The organism is Pandoraea anapnoica (assembly GCF_902459765.1).
Taxonomy (GTDB): Bacteria; Pseudomonadota; Gammaproteobacteria; order Burkholderiales; family Burkholderiaceae; genus Pandoraea; species Pandoraea anapnoica.
Genome location: NZ_CABPSP010000012.1, coordinates 178,846 through 191,937, shown reverse-complemented (window position 1 = coordinate 191,937; position 13,092 = coordinate 178,846). Strand labels below are relative to the sequence as shown.

The 13,092-nt window shown below is 60.3% G+C and carries 13 protein-coding genes; all 13 read right to left on the bottom strand.

All coding sequences use genetic code 11. The annotated features are described in order from the left end of the window. Positions 1 to 2: 2 nt before the first annotated feature. The 13 genes from lpxA to rpsB all read right to left on the bottom strand — a co-directional run bounded on the left by lpxA (position 3) and on the right by rpsB (position 12,862). Positions 3 to 794, bottom strand: a complete 792-nt coding sequence (gene lpxA / locus PAN31117_RS19470) for an acyl-ACP--UDP-N-acetylglucosamine O-acyltransferase (protein WP_150739648.1) — start codon at positions 792 to 794, stop codon at positions 3 to 5. A 17-nt stretch (positions 795 to 811) separates the two neighbouring features. Beyond that, on the bottom strand, positions 812 to 1,270 hold the full coding sequence (fabZ, locus tag PAN31117_RS19465; RefSeq protein ID WP_150739647.1) for a 3-hydroxyacyl-ACP dehydratase FabZ: 459 nt from the start codon (positions 1,268 to 1,270) through the stop codon (positions 812 to 814). Further along, complete coding sequence (gene lpxD / locus PAN31117_RS19460; protein WP_150739646.1) at positions 1,267 to 2,346, bottom strand: UDP-3-O-(3-hydroxymyristoyl)glucosamine N-acyltransferase; 1,080 nt, start codon at positions 2,344 to 2,346, stop codon at positions 1,267 to 1,269. The genes fabZ and lpxD overlap by 4 nt, the downstream gene beginning before the upstream one ends. Positions 2,347 to 2,360: 14 nt before the next feature. Continuing rightward, on the bottom strand, positions 2,361 to 2,897 hold the full coding sequence (locus tag PAN31117_RS19455) for an OmpH/Skp family outer membrane protein (RefSeq protein ID WP_267919674.1): 537 nt from the start codon (positions 2,895 to 2,897) through the stop codon (positions 2,361 to 2,363). Between the two features lie 52 nt (positions 2,898 to 2,949). Further along, positions 2,950 to 5,253 (bottom strand): outer membrane protein assembly factor BamA, encoded by a 2,304-nt coding sequence (bamA, locus tag PAN31117_RS19450; protein WP_174991033.1) that lies wholly within the window; start codon positions 5,251 to 5,253, stop codon positions 2,950 to 2,952. 74 nt (positions 5,254 to 5,327) lie between these two features. Beyond that, complete coding sequence (gene rseP / locus PAN31117_RS19445) at positions 5,328 to 6,719, bottom strand: RIP metalloprotease RseP (protein WP_150739644.1); 1,392 nt, start codon at positions 6,717 to 6,719, stop codon at positions 5,328 to 5,330. A gap of 42 nt (positions 6,720 to 6,761) precedes the next feature. Next, the gene (ispC, locus tag PAN31117_RS19440) at positions 6,762 to 7,961 is read right to left on the bottom strand and encodes a 1-deoxy-D-xylulose-5-phosphate reductoisomerase (protein ID WP_150739643.1); all 1,200 of its coding nucleotides are present in this window, start codon (positions 7,959 to 7,961) and stop codon (positions 6,762 to 6,764) included. Between the two features lie 2 nt (positions 7,962 to 7,963). Next, the gene (locus tag PAN31117_RS19435; protein ID WP_150739642.1) at positions 7,964 to 8,773 is read right to left on the bottom strand and encodes a phosphatidate cytidylyltransferase; all 810 of its coding nucleotides are present in this window, start codon (positions 8,771 to 8,773) and stop codon (positions 7,964 to 7,966) included. Next, positions 8,773 to 9,555, bottom strand: a complete 783-nt coding sequence (gene uppS, locus PAN31117_RS19430; RefSeq protein ID WP_150739641.1) for a polyprenyl diphosphate synthase — start codon at positions 9,553 to 9,555, stop codon at positions 8,773 to 8,775. Before uppS ends, PAN31117_RS19435 begins: the two co-directional genes overlap by 1 nt. A gap of 64 nt (positions 9,556 to 9,619) precedes the next feature. Next, positions 9,620 to 10,180, bottom strand: coding sequence for a ribosome recycling factor (gene frr, locus PAN31117_RS19425; RefSeq protein WP_150739640.1), 561 nt, complete (start codon positions 10,178 to 10,180; stop codon positions 9,620 to 9,622). Between the two features lie 84 nt (positions 10,181 to 10,264). Then, entirely contained in the window at positions 10,265 to 10,978 is a 714-nt protein-coding gene (pyrH, locus tag PAN31117_RS19420; RefSeq protein WP_069344976.1) for a UMP kinase, read from the bottom strand. A gap of 98 nt (positions 10,979 to 11,076) precedes the next feature. Then, positions 11,077 to 11,958 carry a translation elongation factor Ts gene (gene tsf, locus PAN31117_RS19415; RefSeq protein ID WP_150739639.1) on the bottom strand — a complete coding sequence of 294 codons (882 nt, stop codon included), beginning with the start codon at positions 11,956 to 11,958 and terminating at the stop codon, positions 11,077 to 11,079. Positions 11,959 to 12,112: 154 nt separating this feature from the next. Beyond that, on the bottom strand, positions 12,113 to 12,862 hold the full coding sequence (gene rpsB, locus PAN31117_RS19410) for a 30S ribosomal protein S2 (protein WP_039398738.1): 750 nt from the start codon (positions 12,860 to 12,862) through the stop codon (positions 12,113 to 12,115). Positions 12,863 to 13,092: the final 230 nt, after the last annotated feature.

Below are 13,092 nucleotides of genomic sequence, written 5' to 3'. Positions count from 1 at the left end.
GGTCAGCGCACGATACCGCGCGTGCTTGCGTTGAGGAAATCGAGCAGTGCGCGCACTGCCTCGAAGACGTCCGGCGCACCGGCATTGCCGAAGGCTTCGATTTGCACCTTGGCTTCATCCAACGTCAATCCGCTCTTGTAGAGCAGCTTGTACGCGTGGCGCAATGCCGTGATTGCATCGGCGGAAAAACCGCGACGGCGCAACCCTTCGACGTTGATGCCGTACGGTACCGCGCGGTCACCCGAAGCGATCACGAATGACGGCACGTCCTGTACCAGCACCGACGCACCGCCCACCATCGCATGAGCACCGATGCGCACGAACTGGTGCACACCGGTCATGCCGCCGATGATAGCCCAGTCGTCGACATGGACATGGCCCGCCAATTGCGCGTTGCTCGAGAACACCGTGTGATTGCCGACGTGACAATCGTGCGCGATGTGCACGTAAGCCATGATCCAGTTGTCGTTGCCGAGACTCGTCAGGCCACCGTCCTGCACCGTACCGGTGTGGATGGTCGTGAATTCGCGAATGGTATTGCGGTCGCCAATGACAAGCTTGGTCGGCTCGCCCGCGTACTTCATATCCTGCGGACTGCCGCCAACCGATGCGAACGGGCCAATCTTGTTGCCCTCGCCCAGCGTCGTATGACCGTCGATCACCGTGTGCGCGAGAATCTGCGTACCCGCGCCGACCGTCACGTTGGGGCCGATAATCGCGTACGGACCGACAACGACGTCGGCCGCCAGTTGCGCCTTCGGATCGACGACGGCAGTGGAATGAATGTTCGTCATGAGCGTCTCAGTTCCGGTTATTCGCCGTTCTTCTTGACCATGCACATGAACTCGGCTTCGGCAGCCAGCTTGCCGTCCACCGTTGCCTCACCCTTGAACTTATAAAAGCCGCGCTTGTGGCTGATGAAATCGACCGAGAGAATGAGCTGATCACCCGGTTCGACCGGACGCTTGAAGCGTACGCTCTCGATACCCACGAAATAGTAGAGCGTGTTTTCGTCGTGCACCGCCTCTTCCGAGAAGGTGAGCAACGCTGCGGCCTGCGCCAACGCTTCAACGATCAGCACACCCGGCATCACCGGACGCTGCGGGTAATGGCCGGTGAAGTACGGCTCATTGATCGTGACGTTCTTGATGACCTTGATGTTCTTGTGCGGCTCCAGTCCGATCACGCGATCCACCATCAGCATCGGATACCGATGCGGCAGCAGCTTCATGATCTTGTGGATGTCGATAGTAATAGTGGTCTCGCTCATTTGTCTTGCAGGTCCTTGACCTTCGCTTCAAGTTGACGCACGCGGTCGCGCATCTTGTCCAGATTGCGCATGATCGCCGCGTTTTTATTCCATTCGGCGTTCGGGATTGCCGGAAACGCGCTGGTGTAAGTGCCCGGGCCGGGGATCGATTTCGATACCCCCGACTTTGCCGTCACGATGACCTTGTCGCCTAGCGTCACGTGGCCCGCGATGCCGACGTTGCCGCCCAGCATGCAGAATTTACCGATCGTGCTACTACCGGCAATACCGGTGCATGCCGCAATGACCGTAAAGGCGCCGACACGCACGTTGTGCGCGATCTGCACCTGATTGTCGATCTTGCAGCCGCGCTCGATGACGGTATCCGCCATGGCGCCACGGTCGATGGTCGTCGACGCGCCGATCTCGACGTCATCTTCGATCACCGCACGCCCCACCTGCGGAATCTTCACCCATTCGCCGCCCGTTGCGGAGAAATCAGGCGCAAAACCAAAACCGTCCGAACCGATGACGGTGCCCGCGTGAATCACGCAACGCGCACCGATCACACTCGTGTGATACAGCGTGGCATTCGGATAGACGAGCACATCGTCGCCCAGCGTCGTGCCTCGGCCGACGAACACGTTCGCCATCAAACGGACACGCTCACCCAGACGCACCCCCGCCTCGATCACGACGTTCGGTCCGATCACGCACGAGGCCGGCACGACGGCCGAAGGATCGACGACGGCACTCGGATGGGCACCTGCAGGCGGCACTGGTGTCGCCGCGTCGGCGAACATCTGCGCCACGCGGGCGAAGTACGCGTACGGATTCGGCGCAACGATCCACGCACGGCCTTCATGCGAAGGCAGCTTGTCGAAATCGGCTTTGGAGAGAATGACAGCAGCTGCGCCCGAGTTAGGCACTTCTGCGAGATACAGCGGATTGGACAGGAAGGCCAGTTGCTTCTTACCCGCACGATCGAGCGGAGCCAGGCCTTCGACGGCAACGTTGCCATCGCCCACCAGGTCGCCGCCGAAGCGCGCGACCAACTGGGCCAGGGTAACGGATGGCGCGGACGACGATCCCGACATGGAATGCCCGCCCGTCACTTGCCGCTGGTGCCGCCACCCGAACTTGCGTTCAGCGTCTTGAGCACCTTGTCCGTAATGTCGATACGCGGGCTGACGTAGACCGCTTCCTGCACGATCAGATCGTACTTGTCCGTCTCGGCAATCTGCTTGATGACGCGATTCGCGCGATCGAGCACGGCCGCGAGTTCTTCGTTACGACGCTGATTCAGGTCTTCACGGAACTCACGCTGCTTGCGCTGAAATTCGGTGTCGGCGGCGGCCAGATCACGCTGACGCTTGGCGCGCTCGGCGTCGCTCAACGTCGGATTGTCCTTGTCGAGCTTGTCCGACATCGCCTTGAGACGTTGGGCCATGTCTTGCAGCGCCTTGTCTCGCGTGGAGAACTCGGCCTCAAGTTTGGCTTGTGCGGCCTTGGCCGGTGTGGAATCGCGCAAAATGCGATCCGAATTCACAGCGGCGATGCGCGCATCCTGAGCCGTGGCAGCAAAAGCCGCACCAGCCAGCAACGCCGCGGCGACGCCGCGAAGGCAATGCTTACGGATACCGTTCAATGTATTACCCCTTACAACGATGAAACGTTCGGAACCGGTCGATCTGCCGTCGTTAGAACGACGTACCGACCTGGAACTGGAATTTCTGATACTGGTCGCCCGTCTTCTTGACGAGCGGGAAGCCCATCGAGAGCTTGAGCGGGCCAATCGGCGAAATCCACGACAGACCGAAACCGTAAGAATAGCGCAGGTTATTGAAGGTAATCGCCTGACCGTTATCGAACACGTTACCGCCGTCGAAGAACGTAAAGATACGCAGCGTACGATCGTAACCCGTGCCCGGCAGCGGGAACGTCAGTTCGACGTTACCGATCAGCTTCGATGCCCCCCCCAGCGGTTCGCCGTTGGTGTCCTTCGGACCCAGCGAGCTCGGCTCATAACCACGCACCGAACCGATACCGCCCGCGAAGTAGTTCTTGAAAATCGGGAACGGCTGACCGCCCATACCGTGGCCGTAGCCCACTTCGCCGTTCAGCGCCAGCGTGAAGCCACGGCTCACCGGGTAGTAGTACTGGTGCTGATAGTACGCGCGGAAGTACTTGGTCGTTCCGATCGGCGTACCGATTTCGATGTTCGCCTGTTGGTAATGACCGCGGTTCGGGATCAGCGCGCTGTCACGCGAGTCGCGCGACCAGCCCACCGTCAGCGGATAGTTGTTGCTGACGTAACCGAACTGGTTGGCATAGTCGACGTAGCGTTGCGGCGTCGTACCGTCGCTCGTCAGGTGCAGACGCGTTTGTTCGAAGCCCAGACCGAAGAAGACCGTGTCGACTTCGGAGAACGGCACGCCGAACTTCAGGTTACCGCCGAGCGTGTTGATACGGAAATCCGAATCGCTCGTCAGCAACAGCGGCTGATACGTACGGTAGTAGATGTCGGTAATACGGCTCACACCGTCAACCGTGAAATACGGGTCGACTTGCGTCACCGCCAACGTACGGTACGTCTTACCGGTGTTCACGTTCACGGACAGCGACGTACCCGAGCCGAACACGTTGTCCTGGCTGATACCGGCCTGCAACACCACCTTGTCGGTCGACGAGAAACCGGCACCGACGTTGATCGTACCGGTCGGCTTCTCTTCCACCTTCACCTGAAGGTCGACCTGGTCGTTCGAACCGGCCACCGGCTCAGTCGTCACGTTCACGTCGGTGAAGTAGCCCAGACGGTTGATACGGTCTTGCGACAGCTTCAGGCGGTCGGCGTCATACCACGAGCTTTCGAGCTGACGCAGTTCGCGGCGAATCACTTCGTCACGCGTACGCGAGTTGCCCACGATGTTGATCTTGCGCACGTACACACGACGGCCCGGATCGATCGTCAGATTGAGCGCGACGGTGTGGTTGTTACGGTCGATGTTCGGCTGGGCGTTCACGTTCGCAAACGCGAAACCGTAGTTGCCCAGCAGGTCGGAGATGGCTTTCGTGCTCGCCTGCAGCTTGGCCGCCGAGAAGGTATCGCCGGCCTTGAGTTGAATGAGCTTCTGGATGTCGTCTTGCTTGCCGAGCATTTCGCCCGTCAGCTTGACGTCCGACACCTTGTAGGGCTCGCCTTCGTGAATGTTGATCGTGAGGAACATCTCGTCCTTGTCCGGCGTGATCGAAACGTCGGTGGAGTCGATGTTGAATTCCAGATAACCGCGGTTCAGATAGAACGAACGCAGCTTTTCCAGATCGCCCGTGAGCTTGTCTTTCGAGTACAAGTCGTTCTTCGAATACCACGACAGCCAGTTCGGCGTGCCCAGTTCCATCTCGGCCGTCAGGTCCGACGACGAGAAGGCCTTGTTGCCCACGAAGTTGATCTGCTGAATCGTCGCCTTCGGACCTTCCGTCACGGCGAACTGGATGCCCACGCGATTGCGCTCGAGCGGCGTGATCGTCGTCTTGACCTCAGCAGCGTAGTAACCGCGCGTAAGGTATTGGCGCTTAAGTTCTTGCTCAGATTTGTCGAGCAGGTTGCGGTCGAAGGTGCGACCTTCGGTCAGGCCGACCGAGCGCAGTGCCTTCTTCAGACCGTCTTTGTCGAATTCCTTGATGCCGAGGAAGTCGATGGAAGCAATTGCGGGACGCTCGTTGACGTGCACCACCAGCACGCTGCCCTGCGCTTCAACGCTCACGTCCGAGAACAGGCCCGTGGCATAAAGGGCACGAATTGCTTCGGTGCCCTTATCATCGTTGAACTTGTCACCGGGTTTGACCGGGAGGTACGAGAAGACGGTACCGGGTTCAATACGCTGCAAGCCCTCCACTCGGATATCCTTGACCACAAACGGCTCGACGGCCCGTGCCAGGAAACTGTGTGCCGCCAGAACCGCAATCACCAGGGTCTTCGGAACAAGGTGGTATTTATTCGACAACTTGCTTCCCCAAGAAACAATTGAATCGTGAAAAACTCGGATTTGCCTGCGACCGGCAGGCACGTGACGCTGTCCTAGTGCAACAACTTCGACAGGTCGTTGAAAAGTGCTACGGCAGAGAGCGCAAGGATGCAAACGATGCCCACTCGTTGCAGCGCGCCCTGCCACCGTTCGGAAACTGCCCGACCGGTAATCGCTTCGACCGCATAATATAACAGATAGCCACCGTCCAAAACCGGAATCGGCAATAGATTCAATACGCCGAGGCTAATGCTGACAAGCGCCAGAAAGGCGATGAAATAATCCAGACCGAGCCGGGCCGAACGCCCCGCGTAATCCGCAATCGTCACCGGACCGCTCAGATTCTTGAGCGACGCCTGCCCAGTGATCATCTTCCCAAACATGCGCACGCTGAATGCCGTCACATCCCACGTGCGCTGCGCCCCACGGCCAATCGCCTCGAACAGTCCATAGCGGACGGTCACCGAATCGACCTGACTGGCCAGCGCTGCGCCGATCTTGCCCACGCGCTCGCCACCCGCCGTCGCCGAATCGACTTCCACATTAGGCGTCAGTGTGACGTTTCGAAGGCTGCCGTCCCGACGCACCGTCAGGGTCATCGCCTTGCCAGGGTGGGCGCGAACGGCATCGACGAGCGCCTTGGCGGAGGTCACGGGAGTGCCGTCCACCGCCGTAATCTCGTCGCCCACGCGCAACCCGGCGAGTCCCGCAGCACCGCCTGCGATGATCTGCCCCACCTTGACACGCGCCGAGGGCACCAGGCCCAGACGCTGCATAAAGTCCTCTTCGCCGGCCGCATCGAAATGCTGCCCGGCCGCGTCCAGCGTGTATTCCGCACGGCCATCGCGCGTGCGCGCCACCAGCGTCACGCGCTGCCCTTCGATCATCGGATCGACAAGACGCCAGCGAAGATCTTCCCAGGAACGCACGGTCGCTTCCTCCCCGACGGCCTCATCGGGACTTCTGCCGTTTTCCCGCACCCCGGTGATCAGCTCACCGCCGGACAGCCCTGCACGGGCCGCGAGCGTACCGGCCGTCGGCGGCGCGATTCGCGCGACCGGCTCCGTCACGCCAGCCAGATTCAGGCTCGCATAGAGGGCAATGGCAAGGAGGAAGTTGGCGACCGGACCGGCCGCCACAATGGCGAAACGCTTGTAGACAGACTTCTGATTGAACGCACGCGCCCGATCTTCCGGGGCGACGATCTGCGTTTCGTCACGCTCGTCGAGCATGCGGACGTAGCCGCCGAGCGGCAATGCGCAGACCGTCCATTCGGTACGGTCCCGCCCCATCGTCCATTTGAGGAGCGGCGTCCCGAAGCCCACGGAGAATCGCAGAACCTTCACGCCACAAAGCCTTGCGACCGTGTAGTGGCCCAACTCATGGAACACCACCAGAACACCAATGGCGATGGCGAACGCTAGCAACGTGGTCAGCAGATTCATGAGCGAACGAGCCCCGGGAAAATTACGACATGGGCAGCGGCGTCAGGAACGCGCTGGTGCAGGCAAACCGGCAACGATCTCCGTCGCCAGTTCGCGGGCACGACGATCGGCTTCAAGCACGACCTCGAGCGAGGTGGCCTCACCCACGGCGACGGTATCGAGCACACGCTCGACCACTTGCGCAATCGCAGTGAAACGGATGCGCCCATCAAGAAACGCCGCCACGGCCACTTCGTTGGATGCGTTGAGCAAAGCCCCCGCCGTACCGCCGCGATGCAGCGTATCGAATGCCAGACGAAGACACGGGAAACGGCGCAGATCCGGCGCTTCGAACGTCAGCTTGCCGATGTCCGCGAGATTCAATCCGGCAACGCCCGACGCCACCCGGTCCGGAAACGCCAGCGCGTGAGCGATCGGCGTGCGCATATCGGGGTTACCGAGCTGCGCCAGTGTCGAGCCGTCGGTGTACGTGACCATCGAGTGAATCACGCTTTGCGGATGGATCAGTACCTCGATCTTCTCCGGCGGCATATTGAACAGCCAGTGCGCCTCGATGACTTCAAGGCCCTTGTTCATCATGCTCGCCGAATCCACCGAGATCTTGCGACCCATCACCCAGTTCGGATGCGCGCATGCTTCGTCCGGCGTCACGTTATCGAGCGACGCCAGTTCCCGCTCACGGAATGGGCCTCCCGAAGCAGTCAACACCAGTTTCTCGACGCCACGCGTCGAAATACGGCTCTCCCCGGCGACTTGCGGCAAGCATTGGAAAATAGCGTTGTGTTCGCTATCGAGCGGCAGCAACGTGGCGCCCGCGCGTTCTGCTGTCGCCATGAACAACGCACCGGAAAGCACCAGCGACTCTTTGTTCGCCAGCAGAATGCGCTTGCCTGCGCGCGCCGCAGCAAGGGTCGATTGCAGACCTGCAGCACCCACGATGGCCGCCACGACCATCGTGACCTCGCCGGCCTCGGCGATTTCGATCAGCGCTTGCGGACCGTACATCACGTCGATCTTCAGGCCAGCCTCAGCCAAACGCGCCGACAGCACGCGTGCGCCATCGGCGTCGGCCACGACCGCCACTTGCGGACGATGGGCAACGCACTGCTCAAAAAGACGATCGAGATTACGGTGCGCCGACAGCGCGTAGACCGAGAAGCGATCCGGATGACGCCCCACAACGTCGAGCGTGCTAACGCCGATGGAGCCAGTGGAGCCGAGAATGGAAAGACGTTGCGACATGATCAGACGAAGAGCATAGCCAGCGGGAGCACCGGGAGCAGTGCATCGATTCGATCGAGCACACCGCCATGACCGGGCAGCAGCGCGCTGGAATCCTTCACGCCGGCTTGCCGCTTGAGTTGAGATTCGAACAGATCGCCCACGACCGAGAAAGCCACCAGCACGGTCAGCGCGAGTGCGCCAAGTGCGAGGCCCAACGTGCTGGCGAGATGAGAAACGATGGTCGGCGCCTGCAATCCGCTGGCGAGCACTGCCGCGGCAATCACGAGGACCAGCAACCACCCGCCAATGGCACCTTCCCACGACTTTCCGGGGCTGATGGACGGCGCGAGCTTGCGTTTGCCGAAAGTCCGGCCAGCGAAATAAGCGCCGGTGTCGGCGAGCCAGACGATAACGAGCACCGACAGCAAGAACGCGATACCGCGCTCACGCGCGAGACAAAGCGCCTGCCAGGCAGCAATCAGCAATACCGGCCCAGCCACCAGCAACAGACCACGCCACGCGCCTTGCGTCGCGGGCTTACGTGCGAGGGTATAGGGTCCGGCGAGAATCCAGAAGACGGCGGCCGGTTTGAGCCAGATCGACGACAGCGTCCAGCCACCTGCCCAGGTCAACCCGACGCCCAGCAGTGCCAGCGCGCCATAAAAAACGGCGCCCGTGCCGTTCAGGCCGACCAGGCGCCCCCACTCCCACCCGGCGGCCGCAACTATCACGGCCGCGAGCAGCGCAAACTGCGCCGGCGTACCGGCGAAGATTACGGGCAAAAGGATGGCGAGAAGTACGACAGCGGTAATAACGCGTGTCTTGAGCATCAGGCGGATTGTCCCGAGGGGTTCTGGACTTGCGCGCTGGTACGGCCGAAACGGCGTTCGCGCTGCTGAAACTCGGCGACCGCCCGCTTAAGCGTATTGGCGTTGAAGTCCGGCCAGAATTCTTCGGTGAAATAGAGTTCAGTGTACGCCAGTTGCCAAAGCAGAAAATTACTGACGCGCTGATCGCCACCGGTGCGGATAAAGAGATCCGGCTCCGGCGCATAGGCCATGCTCAGGTAGGGCGCGAGATCGTCTTCCGAAAACGATGCATCGAGCGCTGCAGCCCCACCCTGCGCGACACGCGCAGCGGCGAGCTTCCGAGCAGCCTGGAGAATATCCCACCGCCCGCCATAATTGGCTGCGATGGTCAGGGTGAGACCCTTGTTGTCCTGCGTACGCTCTTCCGCACGCCTGACGAGTTCCTGAATGCGCGGCTCGAACGCTTCGAGCGCACCAATGACGCGAAGACGGATGCCGTTGCTGTGCAGTTTCCCCACCTCTCGCTCGAGCGCAAGGATAAAAAGCTGCATGAGTGTCGAGACTTCATCCTGTGGACGACGCCAGTTCTCGGAACTGAACGCGAACAGGGTCAGGTACTCGACACCAAGCTCGGCACATGCCGTCACCGCTTCACGCACGGCGTCAACACCACGCTTGTGCCCCGCAACGCGGGGCAATTTACGACTGGTAGCCCAACGCCCGTTGCCGTCCATGACGATGGCAACGTGGCGCGGAATGCTCGCTGTCTCGGGAGCAGAAAGCGTAGAGCTGAGAAAACCCATTGAGTTACGGCGCGGAGTCGGGCGCGAAAGTCTGCGGAGATATAGCGGTAAGTGCGCTGGGCACTTAAACCGTCATGATCTCAGCATCCTTCTGCTTCACCAGCTCATCGATTTCGGCGACGAACTTGTCGGTGAATTTCTGAACGTCGTCACCACCACGGCGCTCGTCGTCTTCAGAAATTTCCTTGTCCTTCACCATCTTCTTGAGCTGCTCATTAGCGTCGCGGCGCAGGTTGCGCACGGCAACCTTAGCGTTTTCGCCTTCCGACTTGACCAGCTTCGTCATTTCACGACGACGCTCTTCGGTCAGTTGGGGCATCGGCACACGAATGATATCGCCCTGCGTGGCCGGGTTCAGCCCCAGATCCGACTCGCGGATTGCCTTTTCGATCTTGGGGACCATGTTCTTTTCCCACGCTTGCACGCCGATCGTACGGGCATCGACGAGGCTCACGTTGGCCACTTGAGAGATGGGCACCATCGAACCGTAATAATCGACCTGAACGTGATCGAGCAGGCCAACGTGCGCGCGGCCGGTACGAATCTTCGCCAGGTTGTTCTTGAACGATTCGATCGAGCTCTTCATCTTCTGCTCGACATTCTTCTTGACGTCAGCAACGCTCATGGCAACCTCCAAACCTAAATTGTTACGCAAACATAAATGATACGGCGTCGACACGCCATTGCGCGTCGACGCCGCAATTTGAACTCAAACGTGGACGAGCGTTCCCTCGTCTTCGCCGAGAATGACGTGCTTGAGCGCGCCCGGCTTCACGATCGAGAAAACGCGCACCGGCATCTTCTGATCGCGGCACAGCGCGAAAGCCGTCGCGTCCATGACCTGCAGGTTCTTCGAGATCGCCTCGTCGAAGCTGATGGTCGAGTACTTCACTGCATCCGGATCCTTCTTCGGGTCGGCCGAATACACGCCGTCGACCTTGGTCGCCTTGAGCACGACTTCCGCACCGACTTCCGAGCCACGCAGCGCGGCTGCCGTGTCGGTCGTGAAGAACGGGTTACCCGTACCAGCGGCGAAGATCACGACTTTACCCTCTTCGAGCTGACGAATTGCGCGGGGGCGGATGTACGGTTCAACGACCTGGTCCATACGCAGCGCGGATTGCACACGCGCTTCGATGCCGGCGTGACGCATCGCGTCCTGCAGCGCCAGGGCGTTCATCATCGTGGCGAGCATGCCCATGTAGTCGGCCGTCGCGCGGTCCATACCTGCAGCACCGCCTGCCACACCCCGGAAGATATTGCCACCGCCGATCACGACGGCCAATTGCGTGCCCAGGCGAACGACTTCGGCAATGTCGCCAACCATTCGCTCGATGGTTGCACGGTTGATGCCAAACGAGTCGTCACCCATGAGGGCTTCACCAGAGAGCTTGAGAAGTACGCGTTTGTAAGGAGTAGACATGGCGGTCCTTAAGAAGTCTGGTCGGGCACTGTTGGGGTATTCTGGATGAAACAACGGGGACGACACCGCCGCCCCCGGATACTACGGTACTGCGCGAATTACGACTGCTTGGCAGCGGCCACTTGAGCAGCCACTTCAGCAGCGAAGTCGTCTTGCTTCTTCTCGATGCCTTCGCCGACCACGAACATGGTGAAACCCTTGACCGTGGTGTTGTTGGCCTTGAGCATCTGCTCGACGGTTGCCTTATCGTCCTTCACGTACGTCTGGTTGAACAGCGAGACTTCCTTCAGGAACTTCTGCACGCTGCCTTCCACCATCTTGGCGACGATCTCGGCCGGCTTACCCGACTCGGCGGCCTTCTCGGCGGCGACCTTGCGTTCCTTCTCGATCAGATCTGCCGCGACCTGATCGCCCGACACGGCGACCGGCTTCATGGCGGCGATGTGCATCGCGACGTTCTTGCCCACTTCAGCGTCAGCACCTTCGTACTCGACGATCACGCCGATACGCGTGCCGTGCAGGTACGATGCCAGCTTGCCCGACGTTTCGTAACGCTGGAAGCGACGAATCGTCATGTTTTCGCCGATCTTGCCGATCAGGTCGGCACGGATCTGGTCAACGGTCTTGCCGTCGAGCGGCAGCGCCGACAGAGCAGCGACGTCGGCCGGGTTGTTCTCGGCGACCAGCTTGGCCACATCTTCTGCGAACTTCAGGAAGTCGTCGTTCTTCGAGACGAAGTCGGTTTCACAGTTGATTTCAACCACGGCACCCGTGCCGCCGTCGATGTATGCCGAGATCACGCCTTCAGCCGTGATACGGCTTGCGGCCTTGCTGGCCTTGCTACCCAGCTTGACACGCAGGATTTCTTCAGCACGGACCATGTCGCCGTCGGCTTCGGTCAACGCCTTCTTGCATTCCATCATCGGCGCATCGGTCTTGGCGCGCAGTTCGCCCACCATTGCTGCAGTAATTGCCGGCATATCGTTACTCCTGTATATCGAATCAGTCGGGAGAGGGTTTCACAAGAGCGGCCTCACTGCCCACCCTTGGCGCCCCACTCACCCGACGCGGGGAAATCGGACTAAAAAAAAGGGGCGCCACAAGCAGCCCCTTTTGTTACGCAGCGGTGGCCGCTTACGCCTCTTCGTTCACTTCGACGAACTCGTCGCCTTCACCGCGAACGGCTTCAACGACTTCCTTGACGGCGTTTGCGCGGCCTTCGAGGATTGCGTCGGCAACGCCTTGCACGTACAGCTCGACAGCCTTGCTCGAGTCGTCGTTACCCGGGATCACGTAATCCACACCTTCCGGCGAGTGGTTCGTATCGACCACGGCGATCACCGGAATGCCCAGCTTGTTGGCTTCGGTGATGGCGATCTTGTGGTAGCCGACGTCGACGACGAAGATGGCGTCGGGCATGCCGCCCATTTCCTTCACGCCACCGATCGACTTTTGCAGCTTGGCCATTTCGCGATCGAACAGCAGCGCTTCCTTCTTGCTCATGCGCTCTTGTTCGCCGGCTTCCAGAGCCTGCTCCATGTCCTTGAGCTTCTTGATCGACGACTTCAGCGTCTTGAAGTTCGTCAGCATGCCGCCCAGCCAACGGTTGTTGACGTAAGGCATGCCGGCACGTGCTGCGGCTTCCGCCACGATGTCACGCGCTTGACGCTTCGTGCCCACGAACAGGATCGTGCCGCGGTTTGCTGCCAGTTGACGCACGTACTTCAGCGCGTCCTGGTACATCGGCAACGTCTTTTCGAGGTTGATGATGTGAATCTTGTTGCGATGGCCGAAGATATAGGGGGCCATCTTGGGGTTCCAGAAACGGGTTTGGTGACCAAAGTGGACGCCCGCTTCCAGCATCTGACGCATCGTGACAGACATGTGATTCTCCGTGAGGGTTAGGTCTTAGACCGGCTGCCGTACCCGTTTCGCCAGACTGCCATACAGCTTTGCATGACCCGCCTGCGAAGATCGGGCACCCTAGGTGCGCCGGCCCGCGATTTCAAAATTTCCAAGCCGAGAAGACAAGATCGTTGCCCGACGAATCACCGAACTCAGCGCCTTTCGGCACCAACTTGGGGCTAAACACCCCAAAACTCCGGCGAATCGCA

Excerpts from the sequence above, each read along its gene's own strand:
- lpxA (WP_150739648.1), bottom strand. The coding sequence starts at position 794 with ATGACGAACATTCATTCCACTGCCGTCGTCGATCCGAAGGCGCAACTG.
- fabZ (WP_150739647.1), bottom strand. The coding sequence starts at position 1,270 with ATGAGCGAGACCACTATTACTATCGACATCCACAAGATCATGAAGCTG.
- lpxD (WP_150739646.1), bottom strand. The coding sequence starts at position 2,346 with ATGTCGGGATCGTCGTCCGCGCCATCCGTTACCCTGGCCCAGTTGGTC.
- rseP (WP_150739644.1), bottom strand. The coding sequence starts at position 6,719 with ATGAATCTGCTGACCACGTTGCTAGCGTTCGCCATCGCCATTGGTGTT.
- ispC (WP_150739643.1), bottom strand. The coding sequence starts at position 7,961 with ATGTCGCAACGTCTTTCCATTCTCGGCTCCACTGGCTCCATCGGCGTT.
- PAN31117_RS19435 (WP_150739642.1), bottom strand. The coding sequence starts at position 8,773 with ATGCTCAAGACACGCGTTATTACCGCTGTCGTACTTCTCGCCATCCTT.
- uppS (WP_150739641.1), bottom strand. The coding sequence starts at position 9,555 with ATGGGTTTTCTCAGCTCTACGCTTTCTGCTCCCGAGACAGCGAGCATT.
- frr (WP_150739640.1), bottom strand. The coding sequence starts at position 10,180 with ATGAGCGTTGCTGACGTCAAGAAGAATGTCGAGCAGAAGATGAAGAGC.
- pyrH (WP_069344976.1), bottom strand. The coding sequence starts at position 10,978 with ATGTCTACTCCTTACAAACGCGTACTTCTCAAGCTCTCTGGTGAAGCC.
- tsf (WP_150739639.1), bottom strand. The coding sequence starts at position 11,958 with ATGCCGGCAATTACTGCAGCAATGGTGGGCGAACTGCGCGCCAAGACC.
- rpsB (WP_039398738.1), bottom strand. The coding sequence starts at position 12,862 with ATGTCTGTCACGATGCGTCAGATGCTGGAAGCGGGCGTCCACTTTGGT.